This is a genomic window from Micromonospora coerulea, assembly GCF_016598485.1.
Lineage (GTDB): Bacteria > Actinomycetota > Actinomycetes > Mycobacteriales > Micromonosporaceae > Micromonospora > Micromonospora coerulea.
This window is the reverse complement of record NZ_JAEMUW010000013.1, coordinates 83,217-105,068: the sequence shown is the minus strand read 5'-3', so window position 1 is coordinate 105,068 and position 21,852 is coordinate 83,217. Positions and strand designations below refer to the sequence as shown.

The 21,852-nt window shown below is 71.2% G+C and carries 19 protein-coding genes and 1 riboswitch; of the genes, 11 read left to right on the top strand and 8 right to left on the bottom strand.

Annotation, left to right across the window (positions count from 1 at the left end; all coding sequences use genetic code 11):
* Positions 1-76: 76 nt before the first annotated feature.
* Positions 77-571, bottom strand: a complete 495-nt coding sequence (locus I8N68_RS18210) for a flavoprotein (protein ID WP_200211329.1) — start codon at positions 569-571, stop codon at positions 77-79.
* On the bottom strand, positions 568-1,815 hold the full coding sequence (locus I8N68_RS18205) for a helix-turn-helix transcriptional regulator (protein ID WP_200211327.1): 1,248 nt from the start codon (positions 1,813-1,815) through the stop codon (positions 568-570). The genes I8N68_RS18210 and I8N68_RS18205 overlap by 4 nt, the downstream gene beginning before the upstream one ends.
* Before the next feature lie 241 nt (positions 1,816-2,056).
* Here I8N68_RS18205 and I8N68_RS18200 point away from each other — a divergent pair, with 241 nt between their 5' ends.
* Genes I8N68_RS18200 through I8N68_RS18190 form a run of 3 tightly spaced genes read left to right on the top strand, consistent with a single transcriptional unit; the run spans position 2,057 to position 2,831 of the window.
* On the top strand, positions 2,057-2,311 hold the full coding sequence (locus tag I8N68_RS18200) for a hypothetical protein (RefSeq protein WP_200211326.1): 255 nt from the start codon (positions 2,057-2,059) through the stop codon (positions 2,309-2,311).
* Positions 2,308-2,571 carry a DivIVA domain-containing protein gene (locus I8N68_RS18195; protein ID WP_200211325.1) on the top strand — a complete coding sequence of 88 codons (264 nt, stop codon included), beginning with the start codon at positions 2,308-2,310 and terminating at the stop codon, positions 2,569-2,571. The genes I8N68_RS18200 and I8N68_RS18195 overlap by 4 nt, the downstream gene beginning before the upstream one ends.
* Positions 2,568-2,831 carry a hypothetical protein gene (locus I8N68_RS18190; RefSeq protein WP_200211323.1) on the top strand — a complete coding sequence of 88 codons (264 nt, stop codon included), beginning with the start codon at positions 2,568-2,570 and terminating at the stop codon, positions 2,829-2,831. The genes I8N68_RS18195 and I8N68_RS18190 overlap by 4 nt, the downstream gene beginning before the upstream one ends.
* Positions 2,832-3,309: 478 nt before the next feature.
* Here the strand turns inward: I8N68_RS18190 and I8N68_RS18185 are convergent, their stop codons facing one another.
* Complete coding sequence (locus tag I8N68_RS18185) at positions 3,310-6,591, bottom strand: NACHT domain-containing protein (RefSeq protein WP_200211322.1); 3,282 nt, start codon at positions 6,589-6,591, stop codon at positions 3,310-3,312.
* 250 nt (positions 6,592-6,841) lie between these two features.
* On the opposite strand from I8N68_RS18185, the gene I8N68_RS18180 reads away from it, so the two are divergent.
* The 5 genes from I8N68_RS18180 to I8N68_RS18160 all read left to right on the top strand — a co-directional run bounded on the left by I8N68_RS18180 (position 6,842) and on the right by I8N68_RS18160 (position 13,173).
* Complete coding sequence (locus I8N68_RS18180; protein WP_200211319.1) at positions 6,842-8,155, top strand: AAA domain-containing protein; 1,314 nt, start codon at positions 6,842-6,844, stop codon at positions 8,153-8,155.
* A gap of 342 nt (positions 8,156-8,497) precedes the next feature.
* Positions 8,498-10,108 carry a DHA2 family efflux MFS transporter permease subunit gene (locus I8N68_RS18175; protein ID WP_200211317.1) on the top strand — a complete coding sequence of 537 codons (1,611 nt, stop codon included), beginning with the start codon at positions 8,498-8,500 and terminating at the stop codon, positions 10,106-10,108.
* Positions 10,109-10,628: 520 nt separating this feature from the next.
* Positions 10,629-11,333, top strand: a complete 705-nt coding sequence (locus I8N68_RS18170) for a VanZ family protein (RefSeq protein ID WP_234040025.1) — start codon at positions 10,629-10,631, stop codon at positions 11,331-11,333.
* Positions 11,334-11,390: 57 nt separating this feature from the next.
* On the top strand, positions 11,391-12,101 hold the full coding sequence (locus tag I8N68_RS18165) for a response regulator transcription factor (RefSeq protein ID WP_200211315.1): 711 nt from the start codon (positions 11,391-11,393) through the stop codon (positions 12,099-12,101).
* An 82-nt stretch (positions 12,102-12,183) separates the two neighbouring features.
* Positions 12,184-13,173: a sensor histidine kinase gene (locus I8N68_RS18160; protein WP_307812867.1), complete on the top strand. Its 990-nt coding sequence runs from the start codon at positions 12,184-12,186 to the stop codon at positions 13,171-13,173.
* A gap of 191 nt (positions 13,174-13,364) precedes the next feature.
* On the opposite strand, the gene I8N68_RS33935 is transcribed toward I8N68_RS18160, so the two are convergent.
* Both I8N68_RS33935 and I8N68_RS18150 read right to left on the bottom strand, forming a co-directional pair.
* The gene (locus I8N68_RS33935; RefSeq protein WP_200211311.1) at positions 13,365-14,336 is read right to left on the bottom strand and encodes a C40 family peptidase; all 972 of its coding nucleotides are present in this window, start codon (positions 14,334-14,336) and stop codon (positions 13,365-13,367) included.
* A gap of 167 nt (positions 14,337-14,503) precedes the next feature.
* Positions 14,504-14,627: riboswitch (cyclic di-AMP (ydaO/yuaA leader) on the bottom strand.
* Between the two features lie 332 nt (positions 14,628-14,959).
* Positions 14,960-15,724 (bottom strand): SDR family oxidoreductase, encoded by a 765-nt coding sequence (locus tag I8N68_RS18150; protein ID WP_200211309.1) that lies wholly within the window; start codon positions 15,722-15,724, stop codon positions 14,960-14,962.
* A gap of 99 nt (positions 15,725-15,823) precedes the next feature.
* Between I8N68_RS18150 and I8N68_RS18145 the strand changes: the two genes are divergently transcribed.
* Together I8N68_RS18145 and I8N68_RS18140 are read left to right on the top strand one after the other, a co-directional pair.
* A complete protein-coding gene (locus I8N68_RS18145; RefSeq protein WP_200211307.1) occupies positions 15,824-16,678 on the top strand; it encodes a helix-turn-helix transcriptional regulator in 855 nt (284 codons plus the stop codon).
* Positions 16,679-16,802: 124 nt separating this feature from the next.
* Entirely contained in the window at positions 16,803-17,192 is a 390-nt protein-coding gene (locus I8N68_RS18140) for a GIY-YIG nuclease family protein (protein WP_200211305.1), read from the top strand.
* Positions 17,193-17,339: 147 nt separating this feature from the next.
* Here I8N68_RS18140 and I8N68_RS18135 read toward each other — a convergent pair whose 3' ends face one another.
* The 3 genes from I8N68_RS18135 to I8N68_RS18125 all read right to left on the bottom strand — a co-directional run bounded on the left by I8N68_RS18135 (position 17,340) and on the right by I8N68_RS18125 (position 18,308).
* On the bottom strand, positions 17,340-17,660 hold the full coding sequence (locus I8N68_RS18135) for a GYD domain-containing protein (RefSeq protein ID WP_200211303.1): 321 nt from the start codon (positions 17,658-17,660) through the stop codon (positions 17,340-17,342).
* 71 nt (positions 17,661-17,731) lie between these two features.
* Positions 17,732-17,953, bottom strand: a complete 222-nt coding sequence (locus I8N68_RS18130) for a hypothetical protein (protein ID WP_200211301.1) — start codon at positions 17,951-17,953, stop codon at positions 17,732-17,734.
* A 28-nt stretch (positions 17,954-17,981) separates the two neighbouring features.
* Positions 17,982-18,308, bottom strand: a complete 327-nt coding sequence (locus I8N68_RS18125) for an ArsR/SmtB family transcription factor (RefSeq protein ID WP_200211299.1) — start codon at positions 18,306-18,308, stop codon at positions 17,982-17,984.
* A 211-nt stretch (positions 18,309-18,519) separates the two neighbouring features.
* Between I8N68_RS18125 and I8N68_RS18120 the strand changes: the two genes are divergently transcribed.
* Positions 18,520-21,822, top strand: a complete 3,303-nt coding sequence (locus tag I8N68_RS18120; RefSeq protein WP_200211297.1) for an ATP-binding protein — start codon at positions 18,520-18,522, stop codon at positions 21,820-21,822.
* The last annotated feature ends 30 nt before the right edge of the window (positions 21,823-21,852 follow it).

Here is a 21,852-nt window from a genome sequence, read left to right as displayed (position 1 = left end):
ATCGACCGGGACCGGCCGGCTGGCTGAGTCGGTGCGAAGTCCGCTGGCAGGAGACAGCCGACATGTCGGAAGCGGGCTACACGGGCACTTGGAGTTGGTCCGCGACCATCCGCCACTCCAGCTGGGCGGGCAGCGGCGCCACGATGACGCCCGCCCCTTGAAGTAACCGCAGGTGCCGGCTGTAGCTCGGATGGGCGGCAAGCTGCGCCTTGACGTTCGGGAACGCGTACACCGAGATGCCAGCGCCAAGTGCTTCGTTAAGGATGCCGAGCGCAAGGGTGTCGTTGATCCCCTGGGCCCACTTATTGATGACGTTGAAGGTGGCGGGTACGACGGCAACCGCGTTCGCTGGAGGATGGGGCTCCGGGTCGCCGGGCATCCGCCACTCGCCCCGGACTGGATAGCCGGTCTGGCGCGCGAGCGCTTCCTGGTCGATCCAGGTGGCAGCGGTCGGCGTAGCGGTGAGGCAGACGGTCCAGCCGTCCTCCTGTAGCAGCTCGATCAGCTCGCCGATACGCAGCACCGGAGGAGCGGCGCAGACGACCAGCGAAAGCACGCCCTGCTCGATCATGCGAGCAGCCCAGCCCGTTCAGCCAGCGGCCGCAGCCCTGGTGTCGCCGCTCGTCGCTCCTTCGCCAGCAGGTCGAGCAGGAGCGTGCGGGCCTGAACGCTGGCGTGGACCACCTCGGCGGCTATCCGCTCAGCTTCGAGCAGGTGCAACACGGAGACTGTCCTGTCGCCGGACGACATCATCACCGCCGCCGCCAGGTCGACGTGTACCTGTGCCCTTCGGCCAACCAACACCGTCGGCAGCCGCGAGGTGTCGAGCCGCGCTCCGATCTCCAGTGCCCGATCCGCGTTGCCGGCCCGAACCGCGGCGGAGACTGCGTGGATGACGACGTTTGTCGGGCCGAAGCCAGTCCACAACCGGTTGCGGTCAAAGCCCAGCGTCGTTGCCAGCCCTTCGGCCTGCGTCAGGAACTGACCTGCTTCCTTCGGGTTGCCCTGTCCGGCCGTCATCACGGCGGCCAGAAGCAGCAATGCCCCCTGAGCGGAGAGCATGTCGGGATCGCTCGCAGGGGCAGCGCTGGTCAAACGAGCGATGCTGGTCCGCACGACCTGCTCGGCTTCGGTTGCCCGTCCGGGCAGCCGCATGAGACCGCAGGCCACCTGGTACGCCGCAATGGCTGCCAGCGCCTGGTCGTCCGCGAGCCGGGCGGCGGTGGCAGCCCGGTCGGCGGTCAGTTGGGCGGTGTCGCCGTCACCCACCTTGGCCGCAAGCTTCGACGCCGCGATGTAGGCGGCGGCAAGCAGCCGGAAGGCCCTGCTGCGATGCATCCCGGTGGACCTGCTGGACACCTCCGTCGCCTGGCTGAGCACGTCCGGTAGCAGGCGGGCGACGGATGTGTAGCTCGCGCGCTGGTAGAGGTTGTGCACTCGGCCGACGCTCCGCCGCACCTCGACGAGCGACTGAGCTGGCGCAGTGGGGGCGGTCAGGTAGCTGGTGAGGAACGTTCGGAGGTCGCTCAGCATGTCTGGCCGAGCAGCGCCGGAAGCGGGATTACGAGTCTCATCTCCCATGGCCTGCCCTCGATGTGCTGCCACCGACACGTCGACGAGCATGCCGTCGAGTTGTTCGAGCGTAACTCCCAACGCGGACGCGATCCGGGTTCGATGCCAAGGCTGAGGATCCGTCTCGGCGTTCTCCCAGCGCACCACGGTCGACCGCTCCACGCCGAGAATCTCGGCCAGGCGCTCCTGGCTGTACCCGAGGGCTTTACGCCGCTGGCAGAGCCGGTGTCGCTTAAGGGCCACGGCCCATCTCCCTCCGTATGCCGCCACTGTAGTAACAGTCCGTCGATCAGGCAGGCACGGAGACGCCTCATTTCTGCGTCACTGAGGCCCCTCGGACGCTGTAGTTCCTGGTCACCTTCTTGGCGAAACTGGGCGCATGGCCCGGGGCGGGTGCCGGGCTCCGGTGTCCCCGTCATACCCGAACGGCGAGCCGCCGTCCCCGCCCGCCCCGGCGCCGCACCTAAACAACCCAGGAAGAGCCATGGATTCCATCGATAAGGTCCTCGGAGAGCTACCCCTAACGCCCTACATCACCGCCGAAGACGTCACCTTCGCGGTCAAGGCGGTCACCGTGGACGCGGCCGAGCAGTGGCCCGACGGTCCGCGGTGCCGCAACGACCGCGCTCCTCACCCGTGCCGGCTGCACCGCTGGGGCCGCCGGATCCTCGACCAGCGCGGCCTCACCGACCGTCAGATCCACGCGCTGATCGCCGAGCAGGAGGCGCCGCAGCGATGATCTATGTGACCGGGGACCGTCTGCATTCGCACCACGTCCGCGTCGCCGTCTTCGACACCCGCTGGCGCGGACTCGACCCCGACCAGGTGCACGACTACCTCAACCAACTGGCCGACGAACTCGAACGCCTGCACCGCGAACTGACCACGGCGAACACCGAGGCCGAACGCATCCGCCAAGCGCTCCGGCAGTGGCAGTCCCGGCACGACAACTGCCACCGCCACGACCCGGGCGCACCCAACAGCCGGTGGCCGCGATGACCTCACCCCGCTGGATCATCCACCTTCCCACCACCCTTACCAGCCTCGACGAGGCCATCACCCTCGCCGTGGCCCTCCGCGACTCGCTCGGCCACGTCACCGCCATCGACTTCGGCGAGACCACCCTCAGCGAGGAGGATCGCCAGTTGCTGCGTACCCGAATCTGGTGCGACGCCAGGCTCGACGGGGCCGGCCGCTGCCGACGCCGCGATGACCACGGCGGCGCGTGCGGGGCCACGGATGAGGGCCTGGGCCGGTAGCGTCCAGGAATGCCCGACGCCAAGCACGGGACCTGCTGGCCGGCTGCACGGATCCCCAGCCGTACACCATGGCGGTCGTCGCCAGCGCTCTCCGCGCGCCCGGTGTGCATGTGGTCCTTGACCGGGGCACGGTCGTCTACGTCGGATGGACGGGTGACCTGCGGAGGCGCCTCCGGCAGCATCTGACCGGCAACCGCGGCTCGTCGGCGCTGCGCGGGCAGGCGGGTCAGGAACTCGACAACGTCGGACCCGTGGCATAGGCCAAAGACATCGCCGGCTGGCAGGGCCGGTGCGAGGTCCGCTGGCAGGAGACCGACAACCCGGAGGGTACGAAGGAAGCCCTTGTCCTTGCCCTGAAATTGCGCTTCAACCGGCAGGTGCCGAAGCCGCGCCGCGCGGTGGACGGTGGCGAATAACGGAGGCGGCAGCGAGGCAAACACCCTCGTGGCCACCTGCTGGACTGACCGCGCTCGTCTGCTCACTTCCGCCAGGCGGGGGCCATCCGCTCGGACATCTCCCGCCAGAACGTCCGCAGGTCCTCCCGGTTGACCGCCTGCCAGTCCGCCCGCCTCGGCGACCGCAACCAGCGCCCGACAAGATCGACTTGGTGCGCGCAGAACGCCTCGTCCATCTGGTACGGCAACTCGTCCCCCTTCGGTGGCAGCGGGCACAGCCGGAACGGGCAGTCGTCGATGCAGGTGGCGCCCGGTTGCACGTCGTGGGCCTGGCGGCGGCTCAGGGTGACCCGCATGGCGCTGCGGTCGATGGTGAGGCACGGGGGCAGCTCGGCGCGGCTGGCCCGGCTGAGCCGGCGCGCCCGCTGCTCGTTGTCCCGTCCCCGGTCGGCGAGGTTGAGCAGCAGCATCACGTCGGCCAGCAGCCGTTGGGCCCGCGGTTCCAGGACGGCCCAGCCGTGCGAGGGCGGCAGCCAGGATTTCTGGAGCCGGCGGATGCCCGGCTGGGGGCTGACCGACCCGATCCGCCCGACGATCTCTCGCTCGTCCAGCCAGCAGTGCCGTTCGGGATGGCGGTCGATGAGCGCCTCCACGCACAGCTCCGCGACCTCGAGGACGAGCGGGTGGGCCGTACCGCTGCCGGGCTGCGGGGCGCGGTTTCCGCCGCCGGCGATGGAGGTCCAGAAGCCGACCAGCCCGCGCGGGTCCGAACCGTGACCCCGCTCGCGCAACGTCTCGCCGGGATCCTGGGGGAGGGCGAGCAGGGTGAGCGCCTGGATGAGCATCAGATGGGAGTACCAGAACCGGGAGTGCCGCAGCGCCTTCTCGGCTTCCTCGATCAGCACGCTGCGGTGCGCCGGATACGTCCGGCAGTTGGCCGCCAGCCGGAACCCCTGCGCCAGGGTGAGTTCGTAGACGCGGGCCCCCTCGCGGAAGTCGGTGGCCAGTCGGTCGACCCAGCGCCGCAGGGTCTCCCGGGCCACGCCCTGCCAGTCCGGTTCGCCGGCGGCGTGTGTGGCGTCGGCGAAGAGGAACAGCGACGGCGCGATCCAGGTGCGCAGCTCCTCCAGGCGCTCCCGGCCCTGCGTGTTGGCCGCCTGCGGCGGCTGGTCGAGCAGGTCGCGCAGCGCGCGGACGGCCGCGTTGCCGCCGCTGGCGATCTGGCGGGCCGCGGTCAGCCGGGGCAGGTACGACGACTCGTCCGCCATCATCTGGAACAGCTGCCGGTACTGCGGCGTGGGCTGCTGCCCCCGCAGCCCGGAGGGCTCCGGGGGTCGGTCCCGCAGCTGCCGCGCGGCGTCGCCGTACCGATGCACGAGGGCGATCTTGGCGTCCTCGAGAGGGCGGTCGGTGACCGAGCCGTCGCCCTGGTACTGCGGCCAGGCCCCGCGGATGGCGTCGGCCAGTTTCCGGTGACTCGTGTGTCCGGTGGCGGCGTCCATCTCCAGCGCGACCGCGAACATCTCCAGGGCGCGGGTGCGGTTGGGCGTGCGGGTTGCCGCGTTGCAGAGCCGGCGTACGAGAGCGGTCGACCGGCTCCGGGTGGCCTTGGCGTCCCAGGCGCCCGCGGACCGTCCCACCGCCTGCCGGACTGTCTCACGGAGGCGGAGCAGACTTCCGTGCGGCGATGGTGGCTTCCGTCGCCCGTCCAGCCGTTCGAACGCGCCCGCGCTGCGGGTGTAGAGGGTGAGGGCGGAGAGCAGCTCCCGTCCGGGGCCGTGGTTGCGGGTGAAGGCCCGCTCCAGGAAGTCGCCGTCGCGCAGGGCGGCGGCGAGGTAGCGGGAGCCGAGGTACGCCTGGATCACCCCATGCTGGAAACGGACCCCGTCCTGCCGCTTCACCACGATGTTCAGCGCGTCCCCGGTGGTCTCGGCGAGCCCGAGGTCCTGCGGGTTGTCGGCGCTGAGCTTGTGCAGCCGGGCCCGGAGCTCGGCCAGGATCCACTGGCGGCCCGCGTCCCCGCTGCCGTCGGCGCCGGTGAGTTCGCCGGTACGCACCGACAGCCGGTTGTCGCGCAGTCCGATGCAGGCGAGCGCGGAAAGTACCTCGATCGCGTCGGACCGCTCGGTCTGCGGCATGCCGTAGTCCTCGTACAGGTCTCCGGCGACGATGGCGGCCCACCACTCCTCCAGCAGACCCCAGCGCAGCGCGGATCTGCCCTGGTCCGTCGGCCCGACCCGGTCCAGGCGGTCCACCTCGTGGAGCTGGCTGATGACCCGCAGGTAGAACGGTGAGTCGGCGACGTCGGCGGCCGTGACCAGCCCGGTGATCCGGTCCCACTGGTGACCGGCGTCGGAGCGGCGGCTGCGGGCCTGGACGTACTCCAACGCGGCCCCCTGGGAGAGCGGCTCCAGTTGCAGCAGCAGCGCGTCCAGCCCGCGCAGCGGATCGTCGGGCCGCGACGCGACCACCAGGGGGAGCCGCTCGCGGACCGCGCCCCGGACGGCCTCGCGGAGCACGCTGTCCCGGTCGGCGGGCTGGGCGGAGTCGGCGAGGACCTCCTCCAGGCCGTCGGCGAGCACCACGATGCGGTTTTCCAGCCAGAGCCGCCGCCACACCTTGTCGGCCTCGCCGGCGGAGTGCAACTGGGTGTCGATGGTGCGGGTGAACTGGTCGAGGGCGAGCTGATGGAAGTTCAGCTTCGCCGGGTCCGTGACGGTGCGCAGGTCGATCCCGATCGGTACGACGTCGGTGGCCATCAGCATCTCCGCGAGCCGGACCAGCGTGGCGGTCTTGCCGGTGCCGATGCCGCCCACCAGCAGCAGCGGGCGCCGGGTGGGTTCGTTCCGGAGCCGCTGGATCATCAGTTCGCAGAGTTCGTCCCGGCCGACGACGTAGCTGGCGCTGGTGTCGCGTTCGGCGGTGGGGAGCACCATCCGGAGGTTGCGCACGGCGTTGCGGTCGTACCAGCGACGGACCGGAACGTACCGCCAGAACAGGAAGACCGCGAGCCCCAGGGCCAGGATCAGCGGGCCCTTGACGAAGCCCTCCACCTGCCCGCAGTAGTACGACCGGGGCGGTTGCCCCGCGCACCACTTCGACATCGGCAGGACAGCGGGCTCGGTGTTGAGGACCGTCAGGACCAGGGAGAAGACGGTCCACACCACGAGCACCCCGGCGGTGCCGAGGATCGCCCAGCGCAGCCCGCGGTGGTGCCGCCAGCTCATCCGGTGGTCGGGCCGCTCGTCCGTCCGCCGGCGGCGGGTCCGCTCGGCGTGGCGTTCCCGTCGGGTACGCCACCTGCGCCGGCGCTGGCGTAACCACAGCTTGGCCGCCCAGACCGGACCACGTCTCGGCCCGCGCATGGACACCCCCATGATCGACATGGCCGGCTACCGGGCGGAGGTGCCGTACCTCCTCGCCAACGCCCACGCTAGTGCCCGCTCCTGCAGGTCAGTGCCCGCTTCCGGCATTCTCACGGCGGGGCGTCGGCAGCGGGCGGGATCAGCCGCCGTAGAGCTCCGGACGGCGCTCTGCCGGGAACCAGAGCGGGCGTGAGGTAACCGAAGGATTGCCGGTAGGGTCCCGGAGACCCTTGTCGGGAGGTGGTAGTCGATGCTTGCTGGGCTGGAGGTGCCGCCCGCCGTCGAAGCGGAGCGGGTGATCACGGCCGTGCTGGCCGACCTGCGCTCCGGCGCGCACCGGGGCGTGGTGGTCGATTCCCCGCCGGGTGCCGGCAAGTCGACCCTCGTGGTCCGCGCCGCTGTCGAGCTCGCCGCCGCCGGCGAGCCGCTGATCATCATCGCCCAGACCAATGAGCAGGTCGACGACCTGATCGACCGGCTCGCCCGCAAGGCTCCGGACCTGCGCATCGGCCGGCTCTCCGCCGCCGACTACCGGCCCTCCGACCGCGTCAAGGACCACGAGACGGTCCGGGTGGCCGCCAAGGTCACCGACCTCGGCGGTCCGGCCGTCATCATCGGTACGGCCGCGAAGTGGGCCACCGTCACCGAAGGCTCCTGGCCGTGCGCGATCGTCGACGAGGCGTACCAGATGCGCTCGGACGCCCTGCTGCGCGTGGCCGGCAGGTTCGAGCGGGCGCTGTTCGTGGGTGACCCCGGGCAGCTCGATCCGTTCTCCACGGTCGAGACCGCGCGGTGGACGGGCCTGACCTGGGATCCGATGCAGTCGGCGGTGGCGGTGCTGCTGCGGCACAACCCCGAGCTGCCGGTGCACCGCCTGCCGGTGTCGTGGCGGCTGCCCGCGTCGGCGGCGCCGGTGGTCGCGGCGGCGTTCTACCCGTTCACCGGGTTCCGCGCCGGCACCGGCCCCGACGACCGGGGACTGGCGTTCACCGAGCCCGGGCCGGGCGACCCGGTCGACGCGGCGGTGGACCTGGCCGCGACGACGGGATGGGCGCTGTACGAGCTGCCGGCCCGACACACCCCGCGTACCGACGGGGAGGCCGCTGCGGCCTGCGCGGCCCTCGCCCTGCGGGTGTTGCGGCGCGGGGCGGTCGCCGTGTCCGAGCACGCGCCGGCCGGCGCGCCGGTCACCGCGGACCGGATCGCCGTCGGGGCCGCGCACCGCGACCAGGTCGCGGCCATCCGCGCCCACCTCGGCGAGGCCGGCGCGGGCGTCACCGTCGACACCGCCAACCGGCTCCAGGGCCGCGAGTACGACGTGACGATCGTGCTCCACCCGCTGTCCGGCCGGCGGGACGCGACGACCTTCCACCTGGAGTCGGGCCGACTCTGCGTGCTGACCTCCCGCCACCGGCACGCCTGCATCGTGGTGGCCCGGGCGGGCATCGGCGAGCTGCTGGACGCCCACCCGTCGACCGAGACAGTCCACCTCGACGTGCCGGTCAAGTTCCCCGACGGCTGGGCCGCGAACCAGGCGATGATCGCCCACCTGGCCGCGACGTAGCGCCAAGATGTCCAAGGCCGGCAAGCGGGCTGGCTCGAGCCACTCGTGCTCCTGCCGTCAGCCGCCGCCCCGGGTGGGTAGCCGCTGACCGGGTCGGTGGTCAATGCGCCGGCGGGTCACGTCTTCGCCGCCCTTGCCGTTGTCGCCATGCTCGCCACCGGGCCGGCCGTAATCGTCGTCACAAGTCGAGGCGCTGGGAGCTAATCCAAGGGCGGAGTGTCGGCGGCGGCGGCTAATCTGCCTGCGAGCGTCACCCCTCCGCACGTCGCGCCCGCCCATCGGCCGGCGCCGCGCCGCCACCACCGCTCACCCGTTCGGCCAGATCCGACCTCAGGAGACTCTGTGACACAGCAAGCTGTCGCGGCACCGCAGCCTGTCCCGACATCGGACAAGCTCGACGCCGCGGTTCTCAAGGTGGCCGGCGTCGTCGTGCTCGGTGCGATCATGTCGATCCTCGACGTGACGGTGGTCAGCGTCGCGCTGCCGACGTTCCAGAGCGAGTTCGACGCGTCCTACGCCCGGGTCGCGTGGACAATGACCGGCTACACGCTCGCGCTGGCCACGGTCATCCCGCTCAGCGGGTGGGCCGCCGACCGGTTCGGCACCAAACGCCTCTACATGATCGCCCTGGCGCTGTTCACAATCGGGTCCGTTCTGTGCGCCACCGCCGACACCATCGGGGAGTTGATCGGGTACCGCGTGCTGCAGGGCCTCGGCGGCGGCATGCTCATGCCGATCGGCATGACGATCATGACCCGGGCGGCGGGGCCGCACCGGATCGGCCGGTTGATGGCCGTCCTCGGCATCCCGATGCTGCTCGGCCCGATCGGCGGCCCGATCCTCGGCGGCTGGCTGATCGACGTGGCGAGCTGGCACTGGATCTTCCTGATCAACCTGCCGATCGGCGCCATCGCGCTGATCTACGCGCAGCTGGCCCTGCCGAAGGACAACCCCCAGCCGTCGGAGTCGTTCGACTTCCTCGGCATGCTGATGCTTTCGCCGGGGCTCGCCCTGTTCCTCTACGGCGTCTCCTCGCTGCCCGAGGCCGGCACGTTCGCCGACCCCGAGGTGTGGGTCCCCATGCTGATCGGCGCCGCGCTGGTGGTGGCGTTCGTCCTCTACTCCTTCAAGCCGCAGCACCCGCTGCTCGACCTGCGGCTGTTCCGCAACCGCCACCTGACCATCGCCGCGGTGACCATGTTCGTCTTCATCATCGCGTTCATGGGCGCCGGCCTGCTGTTCCCGAGCTACTTCCTGCAGGTGCGCGGCGAGTCGACGCTGGCCGCCGGCCTGCTGATGGCGCCACAGGGCATCGGCGCGATGGTCACCATGCCGATCGCCGGCATTCTGGCCGACAAGGTGCCGGTCGGCCGCACGGTGCCGTTCGCGCTGGTGCTGATCGCCGCCGGGTTCTTCACCTTCACCCAGGTCGACCCGAACACCTCGTACGTGCTGCTTGGCGGCTCGCTGTTCGTGATGGGCCTGGGCATGGGCGGCACGATGATGCCGATCATGACCTCGGCGCTGAAGAGCCTCACCGGCCCCGAGGTGGCCCGCGGCTCCACGCTGGTGAACATCCTCCAGCAGATCGGCGGCTCCGTCGGCGCCGCGGTGATGTCGGTGATTCTCACCAACGAGCTGAACGGCTCCCAGCCGATCCCCGGTGTGGCCGACCCGAGCGGCAAGCCGGTCACCGAGGCCGGGCTGGCCATCGCCGCCCAGCAGCGGCCGGAACTGACCCAGCAGTTCCCGGTCGACCCGTCGCTCATCGAGCGCGGGCTCGACTTCGCCGCCAGCTCCTTCGGCACGACGTTCTGGGTGGCGTTCGCGCTGGTTCTGCTGACGTTCATCCCGGCCGCGTTCCTGCCCCGCCGGCGTGAGCGGTCGCACCTGCTCGACGACCAGCCGGGGGAGCCGGAGGAGCAGCCGAAGACGCCTGTCGTCGTCCACTGAGCCGATCTTCCTTCGGGGCCGTCGGGTACGTCCCGGCGGTCCCGCTTCGGGCGGAGGAGCGCACCGCACACGAACGGTGTGCGCCGAGACCCACGTCGGCGCTACCGTCAGCTGACTACGGCAGAAGCGTCAGCGGTGTCCGGTGGCTCGTGTAGGCGTGGCCGTCACATCCACGGGGCCACCCAGCGCGACGGGACGGAAGTCCGCCGATGCCGCGGTGTGCGAGGCCGAACGGCGCCCGAAGTCGGTTCGCGACGAGCTGCTGGTGCGCTGCCGGACGGAGCGGATCGAGCCGCCGGTGGCCGGGCGGATCGACCGGATCGTGCGCTCCGCGCTGCGCCGGGTCGCGCAAGCGCTGACCGTCCGGGTCGTGGACCGGTTGCCCCGTCGATGTCGACAGCCGGCGGCGGGCTCTGGTCGCGGCAGAGGCGCCGGGCGACGACGCCGGGGATCCCGTGTATCGCGTACTTATCCAAAATCGCATACGCCCCCGCAACGGCCCTCCGTTTCTAATGGGGGCATGAACCACAGCGCATCCCTGTCAGCACCCCCTCGCCGCACGCGCAGGATCGTGCTTGTCAGCCTGGCGATCCTGGGCGTGGCGAGCGTCGCGTTCGCCGTGCGGCGGCCGCTCATGATGTCCGCTCCGAGGTGCATGGCCGGGCGGTGGCACGGCTGCTTCGATACGTTCAACGGGGTGCTGCTCATGATGCTGGTTGCGCTGCCGTTGGCCGCTCTGGTGGTGTGGGCTTTGGCGGGCCGTCGGCGTGCCGCCGGCGTCACATCGGCGTGGCGGATGTCGCTGGCCGAGGTGGGCATGGTCCACGGGACGGTGCCGTTCGTATGGATGACCATGATGCCGGGCCTCGGGGCCGGCGTCGTCCCCGGTCGGGTGAGTCTGGTCCCGCTGCGGGACTTGGTCACGATGGGGCCGGTCGGGATCGTCGGCAACCTGCTGATCTTCGCGGCGCTGGGGTTCTTCGCTCCGATGCGGTTCGCGGCGCTGGCGTCCGTGCCGCGGATCCTGGCGCTCGGGGCAGGCTGCTCGGTCCTGGTCGAAACCGCACAGTACGTCCTGCGGCTGGACCGGGTGTCCTCCGTGGATGACGTACTGGTCAACGCCGCCGGCGCCGTGCTGGCCGCGCAGGCGTCGCGCCACTGGTGGCGCACGACGGCGGAGGTGCCGTCGGACCAGCCTCGCCCCGCGCTGCCCCCGGCAGACTGAGTTGCGTGTCCGGTGTGCACATGTCGCGATATCTTATGCTGATTATAGGCTTCCGGCATGCGGGTACTGATCGTGGAGGACGAGCCCTACCTGGCCGAAGCGGTCCGTGACGGTCTGCGGCTGGAGGCGATTGCCGCCGACATCGCCTCCGATGGCGACTCCGCCTTGGAACTGCTCAGCGTCCACTCCTACGACCTCGCGGTCCTCGACCGCGACATCCCCGGCCCCTCCGGCGACGAGGTCGCCCGGCGCATCGTCGCCTCCGGCAGCGGCATCCCGATCCTCATGCTCACCGCTGCCGACCGGATCGACGACAAGGCTTCGGGGTTTGAGCTCGGCGCCGACGACTACCTCACCAAACCGTTCGAGCTGCGGGAGCTCGTCTTGCGGCTGAGGGCGCTTGACCGCAGACGCGCGTACGCCCGGCCGCCGGTCCGCGAGATCGCGGGCCTGCGGCTCGACCCCTTCCGCCGGGAGGTTTTCCGCGACGAACGCTACGTCGCGCTCACCCGCAAGCAGTTCGCCGTGCTGGAAGTCCTCGTCGCCGCCGAGGGCGGGGTCGTCAGCGCCGAGGAGCTGCTGGAACGGGCCTGGGACGAGAACGCCAACCCCCTCACCAACGCCGTGCGCATCACCGTCTCCGCACTGCGCAAACGGCTCGGCGAGCCATGGATCATCGCCACGGTGCCCGGCGTCGGCTACCGGATCGACACCGGTACGGACACCACCGGCCCCGACACCGCCCGACCCGGCAGTACGCATGCATAGAAGCCGAGGGCTCAGCGCCCGACTGAAACTCACCCTCAGCTATGCCGGATTCCTCGCCGTCGCCGGCGCTCTCCTGCTGGCCGTGGTGTGGGTGTTCCTGCTGCGCTACGTGCCCGACAGCCCCCAGGGCCTTCTCGGGATCGCGCCGAATCGCTACCTCCTTGTGCATACCTTCGCCCCCGCCGCGGCTGTGGCGATGCTCTTCCTGCTCGTGTTCGGCCTCGTCGGGGGATGGATCCTCGCCGGCCGGATGCTCGCACCACTCACACAGATCACGGATGCGGCACGGATGGCGGGGAACGGGTCGCTGTCCCACCGGATCCGCATGAAGGGCCGCCAGGACGAATTCCGTGAACTCTCCGACGCGTTCGACTCGATGCTCGAACAACTCGAGTCCCACGTCGCCGAGCAGCAGAGGTTCGCCGCGAACGCCTCCCACGAACTGCGCACCCCGCTGGCGATCTCGCGGACACTGCTCGACGTCGCCCGCAAGGATCCCACGCGAGTCCGGGGCGAGCTCATCGAACGCCTGCACGTCGTCAATAAACGGGCGATCGACCTCACCGAGGCCCTCCTGCTGCTCAGCCGCGGCGACCGCGGAAACGTCACCCGCGAGAGCGTCGACCTCTCCCTCATCGCCGAAGACGCCGCCGAAACGCTGCTTCCCCTCGCCGAACAGCGCCGGATCACGCTGGACGTCACCGGCGGGGCGGCCCAGACCAGCGGCTCCGCCGAACTCCTGTCGCGGATGGTGACGAACCTCGTCCAGAACGCCATCGTCCACAACCTACCCGCCGACGGCACCGTGACGGTCCACACCGAGGCGTACGGCGACACGAGCGTGCTGCAGGTCGAGAACACGGGTCGTCGGCTCCCACCGGAACTGATACCGACCCTCACCGAACCCTTCCAGCGCGGAACGGAACGCGTACGCACCGACGAACACGCCGGCGTCGGCCTCGGCCTGGCCATCGTGCACAGCATCGTCCGCGCCCACGACGGGACCCTCGACCTCGTCCCCAGCCCCGTCGGCGGGCTCCTCGTCACGGTCCGGCTTCCCGGCACGCCGTAGGCATCGTCCCCGAGCGGGGCCCCGTTCAGTCTGGCGCCGTTCTTGGCGATCAGGTCGGGCGTCAGCATCGACCTCCAGAGTGACGCCCCGGAGCCGGAGCACCGCCGGCGGGCTCGTTGCCCACATCCGCGGCGACATGATTTTGAGAAAGCGTCATCGAGGTTGAGAACCTACAGCTCGGGACCGGACGGTCAGCCGGGGCGGCGAGCACCGCTGTAAGGCATATTCGCCAGCTGGGCCATTCGGACCACGTCCCCGGTATGCGGCGCGTGGACGATCAGCCCGTTGCCGACGTAGATACCCACGTGATGGTGATCGGAGTAGAAGAAGACGAGGTCACCCGTGCGAAGGTTTGCTCTGCTCACCGCCACACCTGCGGTCCATTGAGCACCTGTGTAATGGTCCAGCTGCACCCCGGCGGAAGCCCACGCGTACTGGGTCAGGCCGGAGCAGTCGAACGAGTCCGGACCGTCGGCCGCCCACACGTACGGCTCGCCGATCTGATTGCACGCGGTTTTCGCCGCGACGCCGCCGCTTCCCGTGATGGGGACGGCGGGACACTTCCCACCGATGAACAGCGAACTGGTCGACGTGATGGGTGAGGTGCTGCTCGCGGTGGCGGCTGATTGCGCTGCGGCTGCGGCTCTGGCCGCCGCCGCGTCCGCGGCCGCCTTGGCCGCTGCGGTCGTCTCCGCGGCGGCGATCTGTCTGTGTAGCGCATCCAGCCGCTTGATCTCGGCGTCGATGGCCTTCTTGCGAGCCGCCAACTGGGCCTGCTGACGCTGCTGTATCGCGATCAGCGCGTCAACCTTCTCCTTGTCGGCGTCGTAGCTCGCCTGCTGGGCCGACAGCCGGGTGATCTGTCGCTGCTCCGAATCCGCTACCCGATTCACGAGTGCGAGCTGATCTCCCAACGCTGTCGGCGACGAGCCGCGGGACAGCAGGGCGTTGAATGTGGAAAGCGACTTTTCCTGCTTGTAGTACCCCGCCACAATCCCCTGGACCCGGGTCCTGCTGATCTCCACGGACTTGCCGAGTGGCTCGATCCTCCGGCTCAGTTCGGCCGATCTCCGCTGGTTCGCAGCCAGTTCCGACCGGACCTTGTTGTACTGCTCGATGACGGGTTCGAGCTTTTGCCACGCCGCATCGATCTGCTGCTGCACATCTGCGGCCGACGGTGCGGCGTGGGCGGGGGCCGCTGGCCCGACGGCCACCAGGGCCGCCGCCGCGACGGCGAGGATTCTGGTGAACAGACGCGATCCGGCGGACCGTGTGCGCACGGGTGGCAACGGGTTCGGCTCCTTCCACTCGAGGCCGACGCACCCCACGGTGCACCGACGTCGACCGCCTGCCGGGTTAGCTGACGGGTTCGGGCGTGGAAGGCGCCCTACCGCTGATGCGGATTCACCCCGAAACCTGCGGTGGTTCCCCGGCTCGCCCGGCGACGCCACTGACGTCCAGCGACTCGACGGTGGCCGTCCCGGGGTACTCCAGGTGGAGACCGACATCCGGGACGGACGCTGACCAACATTAGTGATTACGGCCCGAGGAAATCAACGAGTCCGGTGACGCCAATTCTCTACGCTGTCAGGCGGGCACATGGGGTGCCGGAATTATGCGTACGTAAGACTCCGCTAATCGTATTCTTAACCTTCCCTAATCTTGACCGTCAACCTGTGCGCTATTTTTCTTCGGAAACCCTCAGGTGACGCTTAGCGTTTTCCCGACGTCATGGCGGCTCCATCGTCCCCGTAAGCGAGCCACCCGCCGCCGGGGCTGGCCGAGACTACTTCCCGTGCGGGTCGGCGGCGTTGAGCGTCGCGACGACCTTGTCGTAGTCCCCGCGCGCCTCGCCGTAGCGGAGGAACTTCACCCGCTCGACCTGGATCTCCTTCGCGTCGGGCTGCGACTCGAGCAGCGCGACCACCTCCGCCACGAACTCGTCGAGCGGCATCGCGAACTCGCTGTCCTCCTGCCCGGGCAGCAGCGACGTGCGGACGGCCGGCGGTTCGAGCTCCACGATCTTCACGGTCGTGTCGGCGAGCTGCAGCCGGATCGACTCGCTGAGCATGTGGATCGCGGCCTTCGACGCGTTGTAGCTCGGCGTGACCTTGAGCGGCGCGAACGCGAGGCCCGAAGAGACGGTGACGATGGTGGCGTCCGGCTGCGCCTGCAGGTGCTCGATGAACGCGGCGATCAGGCGGATCGGGCCGAGCACGTTGGTCGTCAGCACCGCCTCGGCCGAGGCGAGGAACGTTTCCGGCTTGTGCCAGTCCTCGATGCGCATGATGCCGGCCATCGTGACCAGGACGTTGAGGTCCGGGTGCTTCGCCAGCACCTCCTTCGCGGCGGCCTCGATGCTCGCGGCGCTCGTCGTGTCGATCGCCACGGTGTCGATGTCGGGGTGCTCCTCGGCGATCTGCTCGAGCAGGTCGGTGCGCCGACCGCCGACGATGATCGTGTTGCCCTTGGCCCGCAGCTCGAGCGCCAGGGCGAGACCGATCCCGCTCGTGGAGCCGGGGATGAAGATGGTGTTTCCGGAGATGTTCATGCACCGAGCTTCGGCCGTCGTCCCTGGTTGGGGCAGAGACCGGTCATCGGGGGATCCGCAATCCCTGGTTCGCGCCCGCCGCAGCCGGATACTGGGATCATGGATCGTGCAGCACTGGCCGATTTCCTGCGCCGCCGCCGCGAGGCGCTGCAGCCCGGGGACGTCGGGCTGGCTGCGGGAGCCCGCCGGCGCGCACCGGGCCTGCGCCGTGAGGAGGTCGCCGCCCTCGCCGCGATGTCGACCGACTACTACACCCGGCTCGAACAGCAGCGTGGCCCGCAGCCGAGCCCGCAGATGCTCGCGTCGCTCGCCCGCGCACTGCGCCTGACCAGCCAGGAACGCGACTACCTGTTCCGGGTGGCAGGGCAAAACGCCCCGGCCTCGGTGTCTGCGGCGACGCACGTGGCCCCGGCCCTGCTCCGCGTGCTGGACCGGCTCGAGGACACCCCGGCGCTCATCCTGTCCAACCTCGGCGAGACGCTTGTGCAGAACCGGATGGCCGAGGCCCTGCTCGGCGACAAGTCGGGCTACACGGGCCTCGCCCGCAGCGAGATCTACCGGTGGTTCACGGCTCCCGCCGAGCGGCTGCGCTACCCCGAGGAGGACCGCGACCGGCAGAGCCGCGCCCAGGTCGCCAACCTGCGCGCCGCGTACGGATCGATGGGCCCGCAGTCGAGGGCCGGTGAGCTGGTGCGGGCCCTGCAGAGGGTGAGCCCCGAGTTCGCCGAGCTGTGGGAGCGGCACGAGGTCGCCACCCGGTTCGCGGACCACAAGACGCTCATCCATCCCGAGCTGGGCCCGATCGAACTCGACTGCCAGGCGCTGTTCACCGAGGACCAGTCCCAGGCCCTGCTCGTGCTCACCGCGCCGCCGCGCAGCGAGGGTTACGAGAAGCTGCAACTGCTCGCCGTACTGGGGCACGAGCGCTTCCCTGCCGACACGAGCCCCAGTTAGCTGCTGCTCCCAGGTCCCGCCCGACTGCGCTCACCCACCTCGCGCCCACCTGGGCGGGACGTGAGCTCACCCGGACGGCGCGGCGGGGCTGCCGGAAGCTGACCGGGATCGGTAGCGTCCGGGGATGACCGAGATCGCACACGAGGATCTGCTGGCGGGCTTCACCGTCTCCCGCCCGTACACGATGGATGCCGTCGCGGACGCGCCCCGCGCGCCCGGCGTGCATGTGGTCTTCGCCGGGGACACGGTCATCTACGTGGGGCGGACCGGGAACCTGCGGGACCAGCTGCGCCAGCACCTCACCGGCAATCGCGCTTCCTCCGTGCTGCACGACCAGGTCGGGCAGCTACTCGACCGGTCCGGGCCGGTGGCATCGGCGAGCGACATCGCGAGCTGGCTGGGCCGGTGCATCGTCCGCTGGCGGGAGAGCGACAACCCGGACGCGGACAAGGAGGCGCTGGCCCTGGCGCTGAAGCCGCGCTTCAACCGCCAGGTCCCCAAGCCGCGCGACTGACCCGGGCACCGGCCGCCGGCGCCGCTGAATCGTCTGCGTCATCAGCTCCATAGCGTCCCCGACCAACCACCGCCAGGCGGATGGCGCCGAAGCCGGTCCGCCGACCGGCCAGGTGGGGCGCCGGTCGACGGACCACCCGGGCGCCGGTCATCGACCTGGGGGCTGATAGTTGGCGTTCACCCGGGTCGCCTCGTCGACCTCCTCGGCCGTCAGCACCGGGGTGATCCGGGTGTCCACACCGCCCGCCGCCCGGATTGCGATGGCAACTCCGGCCGCGGTCTTGTGGTCCGGCAGCTCACACAACACGTAGGTGTCGCGCTCGGCGAAGGAGAAATGGATCGACTCCAGCTGACCACCGCTGGCCTCGATCGTCTGTTGGACGACCTTGGCGCGCTTGGTACCGCCGTCATTGATCAACCCTTTGAGCCCGTCGACGGTGTACGTCGACTGCAACAGGAACTTCGGCACCTCGACAGCACCTCCCCGATGTGTAGCGCCGCTCAACGGCTACCTGCCCGTTTGCACAAAGCCTCAGCGGATCAGCGCGTTCCCTGGCGTTGGATGCGCTCGCTGCCCTCGACCTTGGCCCGGCCCTGGTCGCGTTCGGTGCTGGCGGATCCGGTCGCGGTGCGGCGGTGCCGGGCCGTCGGTGAGTGCTCGACGGGCGAGCCCTGGTGGCCGGGAGCGCCGCTGCCGGGATGCCGCCGGCCGCGCGCCGACTCGCCGCCGGGATCGTGCTTGTTTTCCTTGTGGCTACCCATGGCCGGCGCGTACCCGCCAGGCCGGCGGCTAGTCATCGGCAACCCGCCGCGCCTGCGGGGCGTCGAGGCGGTCGGTCCAGTGGCGCCGGTGGAAGTCCAGCCAGGCGGAGGCGGTGGCGAGCGGTGCCGGTTCGAGCCGGCAGACGTGCCGGCGGCCGGTGATGGTGCGCCGGACCAGGCCGGCGCGTTCCAGCACCTGCAGGTGCTTGGACGCCGCCGCCAGGGACATCTCCAGGGGCTCGGCCAGCTCGCCGACGGTCAGCTCCCGTTCGGCGAGCCGGCGCAGCATGGTGCGCCGCGCCCCGTGCGCGAGGGCGTGGAACACCGCGTCCATCCCCACCGGATCCTCAACCATGTGGTTGACGATAACCGGCTGCGGACCGTTCGTAAACCGATCAGTTGAGCTTTCTGGAGCTCACGGCTCGTCCGGGGCGCCCTCGCCCTCCAGCAGCCGGGCCAGGCCGGTCGCGCCGGGGCCGACCCGTTTGATCTGGTCGTTGAACAGCATGTGGACGGTGCTGGCCGAGTCAATCAATGTCGGACTGTTCCGTTACGGTCGGGAGGCCATGCAGTCGCGGTTCGGCGAGACCATCATCGGGCGGGAGCACCCCGCGGGTCTGCTGCGCGCCGAAGTGGACCGGGCGACCGCGAGCCACGGCGGCCTTGTGCTCGTCACCGGCGAACCGGGCATCGGCAAGACGATGCTCGTCACGGCCGTGGCCGAGGAGGCCCGGCAGCGGGGCGCGCTGGTGCTCGGGGCTGCCTGCTGGGATTCCGACAGCGCGCCGGGCTACTGGCCCTGGGTGCAGGTGCTGCGCGGCCTGCGCCGCTCGCCCGACGACTGGGCGCTCGCGCGGGAGGCCGCCGAGCCCGGTCTCGGGGTCCTGCTCGGCGAGGCGACCGGCGGCGCCACGGACGAGGAGGACGGTGACCAGGAGGCGTTCGCGCTCTACGACGCGGTGACCACCGCGCTGGTCGCGGTCTCCCAGCGCCGGCCGGTCGTGGTCGTCCTCGACGACCTGCACTGGGCCGACCCGGCATCGATGCGGCTGCTGCGGTTCGCCGCCCAGCACACCTGGTTCGAGCGGCTGCTGCTGATCGGCACCTATCGCGACGCGGAGGTCGAGTCGGGCGACCATCCGTTGCGCCCGCTGCTGATGCCGCTGACGGCGAAGGCGACCACGGTCACCCTCACCGGCCTGTCCCGCGATGAGGTGGGCGCGCTGATGACCCGCACGGCCGGCCGGGAGCCCGCGCCGGGGCTCCTCGACGAGGTGCACCGGCGTACCGGCGGCAACCCGTTCTTCGTCGAGCAGACCGCCCGGCTGTGGCGCGCCGACGGCCTGGTCACCACGATCGCCCCCGGGGTCCGGGAAGCCGTGCGGCGGCGCCTGGCCCAGCTGCCCGCCCCGGTGGTCGAGGCGCTCACCGTCGCCGCCGTGCTGGGCCGCGACTTCCACCGCCAGGTTCTCGCCGCCTGCGTGCCCACCCCAGCTGCGCAGGTCGACCGGCTACTGGACCGGGCGGTGGCCGCCCGGCTCGTGGTGGCCCGCGGCGGCGGCCGGTTCGCCTTCGCCCACGATCTGGTCCGCGAGACCCTCTACGACGGGCTGCCCGACGACGACCGGCGCGCCCGGCACGCGGCGGTCGTCCGGGCCGTCGATCGCTCGGCGGCGCTCGCCGAGCGGCTGATCCCCGCCGATCTGGCCCGCCACGCGTGGCTCGCCGGCGCCGACCTCGACCCTTCCCGCGCCGCCGAGCTGCTGGTCGCCGCCGCCCGGGACGCGGGCCGCCGGCTGGCCATGGAGGAGTCGGCGGTCCACTTCCGCCGCGCGCTGGACGCCGCCGAGGATCCGACCCAGCGCGTCAAGATCATGGTGGAACTGGCCCAACTGCTGCACCACTCGGGCGGTCCGGGCGAGGCCGAGCGGCTCCTCGCCGACGCCGCGACCTTGGCGCTCGCGCTCGACGAGCCGGTGGTGCTGGCCCGGGTCGCGCTCACCGCCTACCGGCAGCGGCCCACCGCCCGCCGCTCCGCTGAGCCGGCAGAGCTGCTGCGCGAGGCGTATCGGCGGCTCATCGGCGAGCCCGACGTCGCCGCGCCGCTCAGCACCCTCGTCGCCGATCTCATCACCGCCACCGAGACGCTCGCCCGCCGCGGCCACGACGACGAGGCGCTCACCTTCAGCCTGTGGGCCCGCCACGACACCACCTGGGGGCTGGGCACGGCCGCCGACCGGGCAGCGCTCACTGCCGAGATCCGCGACGTGGCTCGCCGCAGCGGTGACCGGGAGACCGAGATGTGGGCAACCTCGCTGCGCTGGGTCGCGCTGCTGGAGCTCGGCGACCCGGGCTACCACCGGGAGCTGATCGCATTCGTCACGGCCGGCCGGGAAGGCGAGGACGCCCGCCACCGGATGGGGGCTGCCATCGACGGCGGCATCGTCGCCGCGTTCCGGGGCGACTTCACCGAGGCCGACGAACTCTTCTCGCAGTTGAAGGATCTCGGCGAGTGGGAGCACGCCGAGCACGCCTTCATGGTCCCGCACCTGCGCTGGTCACGGCTGCTGCTGCAGGGCCGGTTCGACGAGATCGACACGCTGCTCGACGGGCCGGCCGCGGCCGCGCACCCCCAGCTGGAACTGCTCCGGGCGATCACCGCCGCCGAACGCGGCGACGGCGAGACTGCCGCACGCCTGATCGCCGGCGTCGAAGCCGCCGGGACGACGTACTCCCGTGCGGTGTCGCCGCTGTGGGTGCGGCTGCGCGCGCAGGCCGCCGTCGCGACCCGCGACCCGCGCCGCTGCGCCGAGGTGCGGCAGGCGCTGGAGCCGCACCGCGGCGGCTGGTTGGCGGCGCTGTTCGGCTGCGACATCAGCGGTCCGGTCGACCATTGGCTGGGCCTGGTCGACGCCGCGCAGGAGCGATGGGACGACGCCGTGGCCCGCCTCTCCGCTGCCCGCGACGCCGCTGACCGGATGGGTTCCCGACCCTGGTCCCTCATCGCGCGCGCCGCGCTGGCGGATGCGCTGGCCAGGCGCGACCGGCCGGGCGATGCGTCGGCCGCCGCATCGCTGCGGGCCGCCACCGAAGGCGACGCCCGCACGCTCGGCTTGGCCCAGGTGCTCACCCGGCTGGCCAGCACTTCGCCCGCCGGGCCCAACGCCGTGCCCGCTGATGCCAGCGCGGCACCCGGCTGGGCCGGTGCGGTACCCGCCACGCCCGCTGGGCAGCATCAGGTGCAGGAGGCCGAGGCGTCCACCACCGGCCAGCAGTCGGGCGGGACGCCCGTGGCGCCGATCGTCGTACCGCAGCCCGTCGAGGCGTACGAGTTTCGCCGGGACGGCCCCGTCTGGCAGCTTGCGTACGCCGGCGCGGTCGCGCACCTGCCCGACGCCAAGGGTCTGCACGACCTGCGCCTGCTGCTCAGCCGGCCCGGCGTCGACGTGCCGGCGGTCGAACTGCTCGACCCCGCCGCCGGCCCGGAGCTCGCCGCCGCCCGCCGGCTCGGCGGTGACCCCGTCCTGGACGACGAGGCGAAGGCCCGCTACCGGCGTCACCTGCACCGGCTCGACGGCGAGATCGACCGGGCCGCCGCCCGCGGCGACGAGTCGAAGATGGCCGCCCTCGACGCCGAGCGCGCGGCGCTGCTCGACCAGTTGCGCGCCGCGGCCGGGCTGACGGGCCGCAGCCGGCGCCTCGGTGACGAGGCCGAGCGGGCCCGCAAGACCGTGACCGCCCGCATCCGGGACACGCTGCGCCGGCTCGACGACCGCCACCCCGCGCTCGCCGCCCACCTGCGCGACACCGTCTCGACCGGCAGCACCTGCCGCTACCTCCCACCCGAGCCGCTGCCCTGGCGGCTGTGAACGGGGCCGGCGGTGACGGCGACGGGCGCC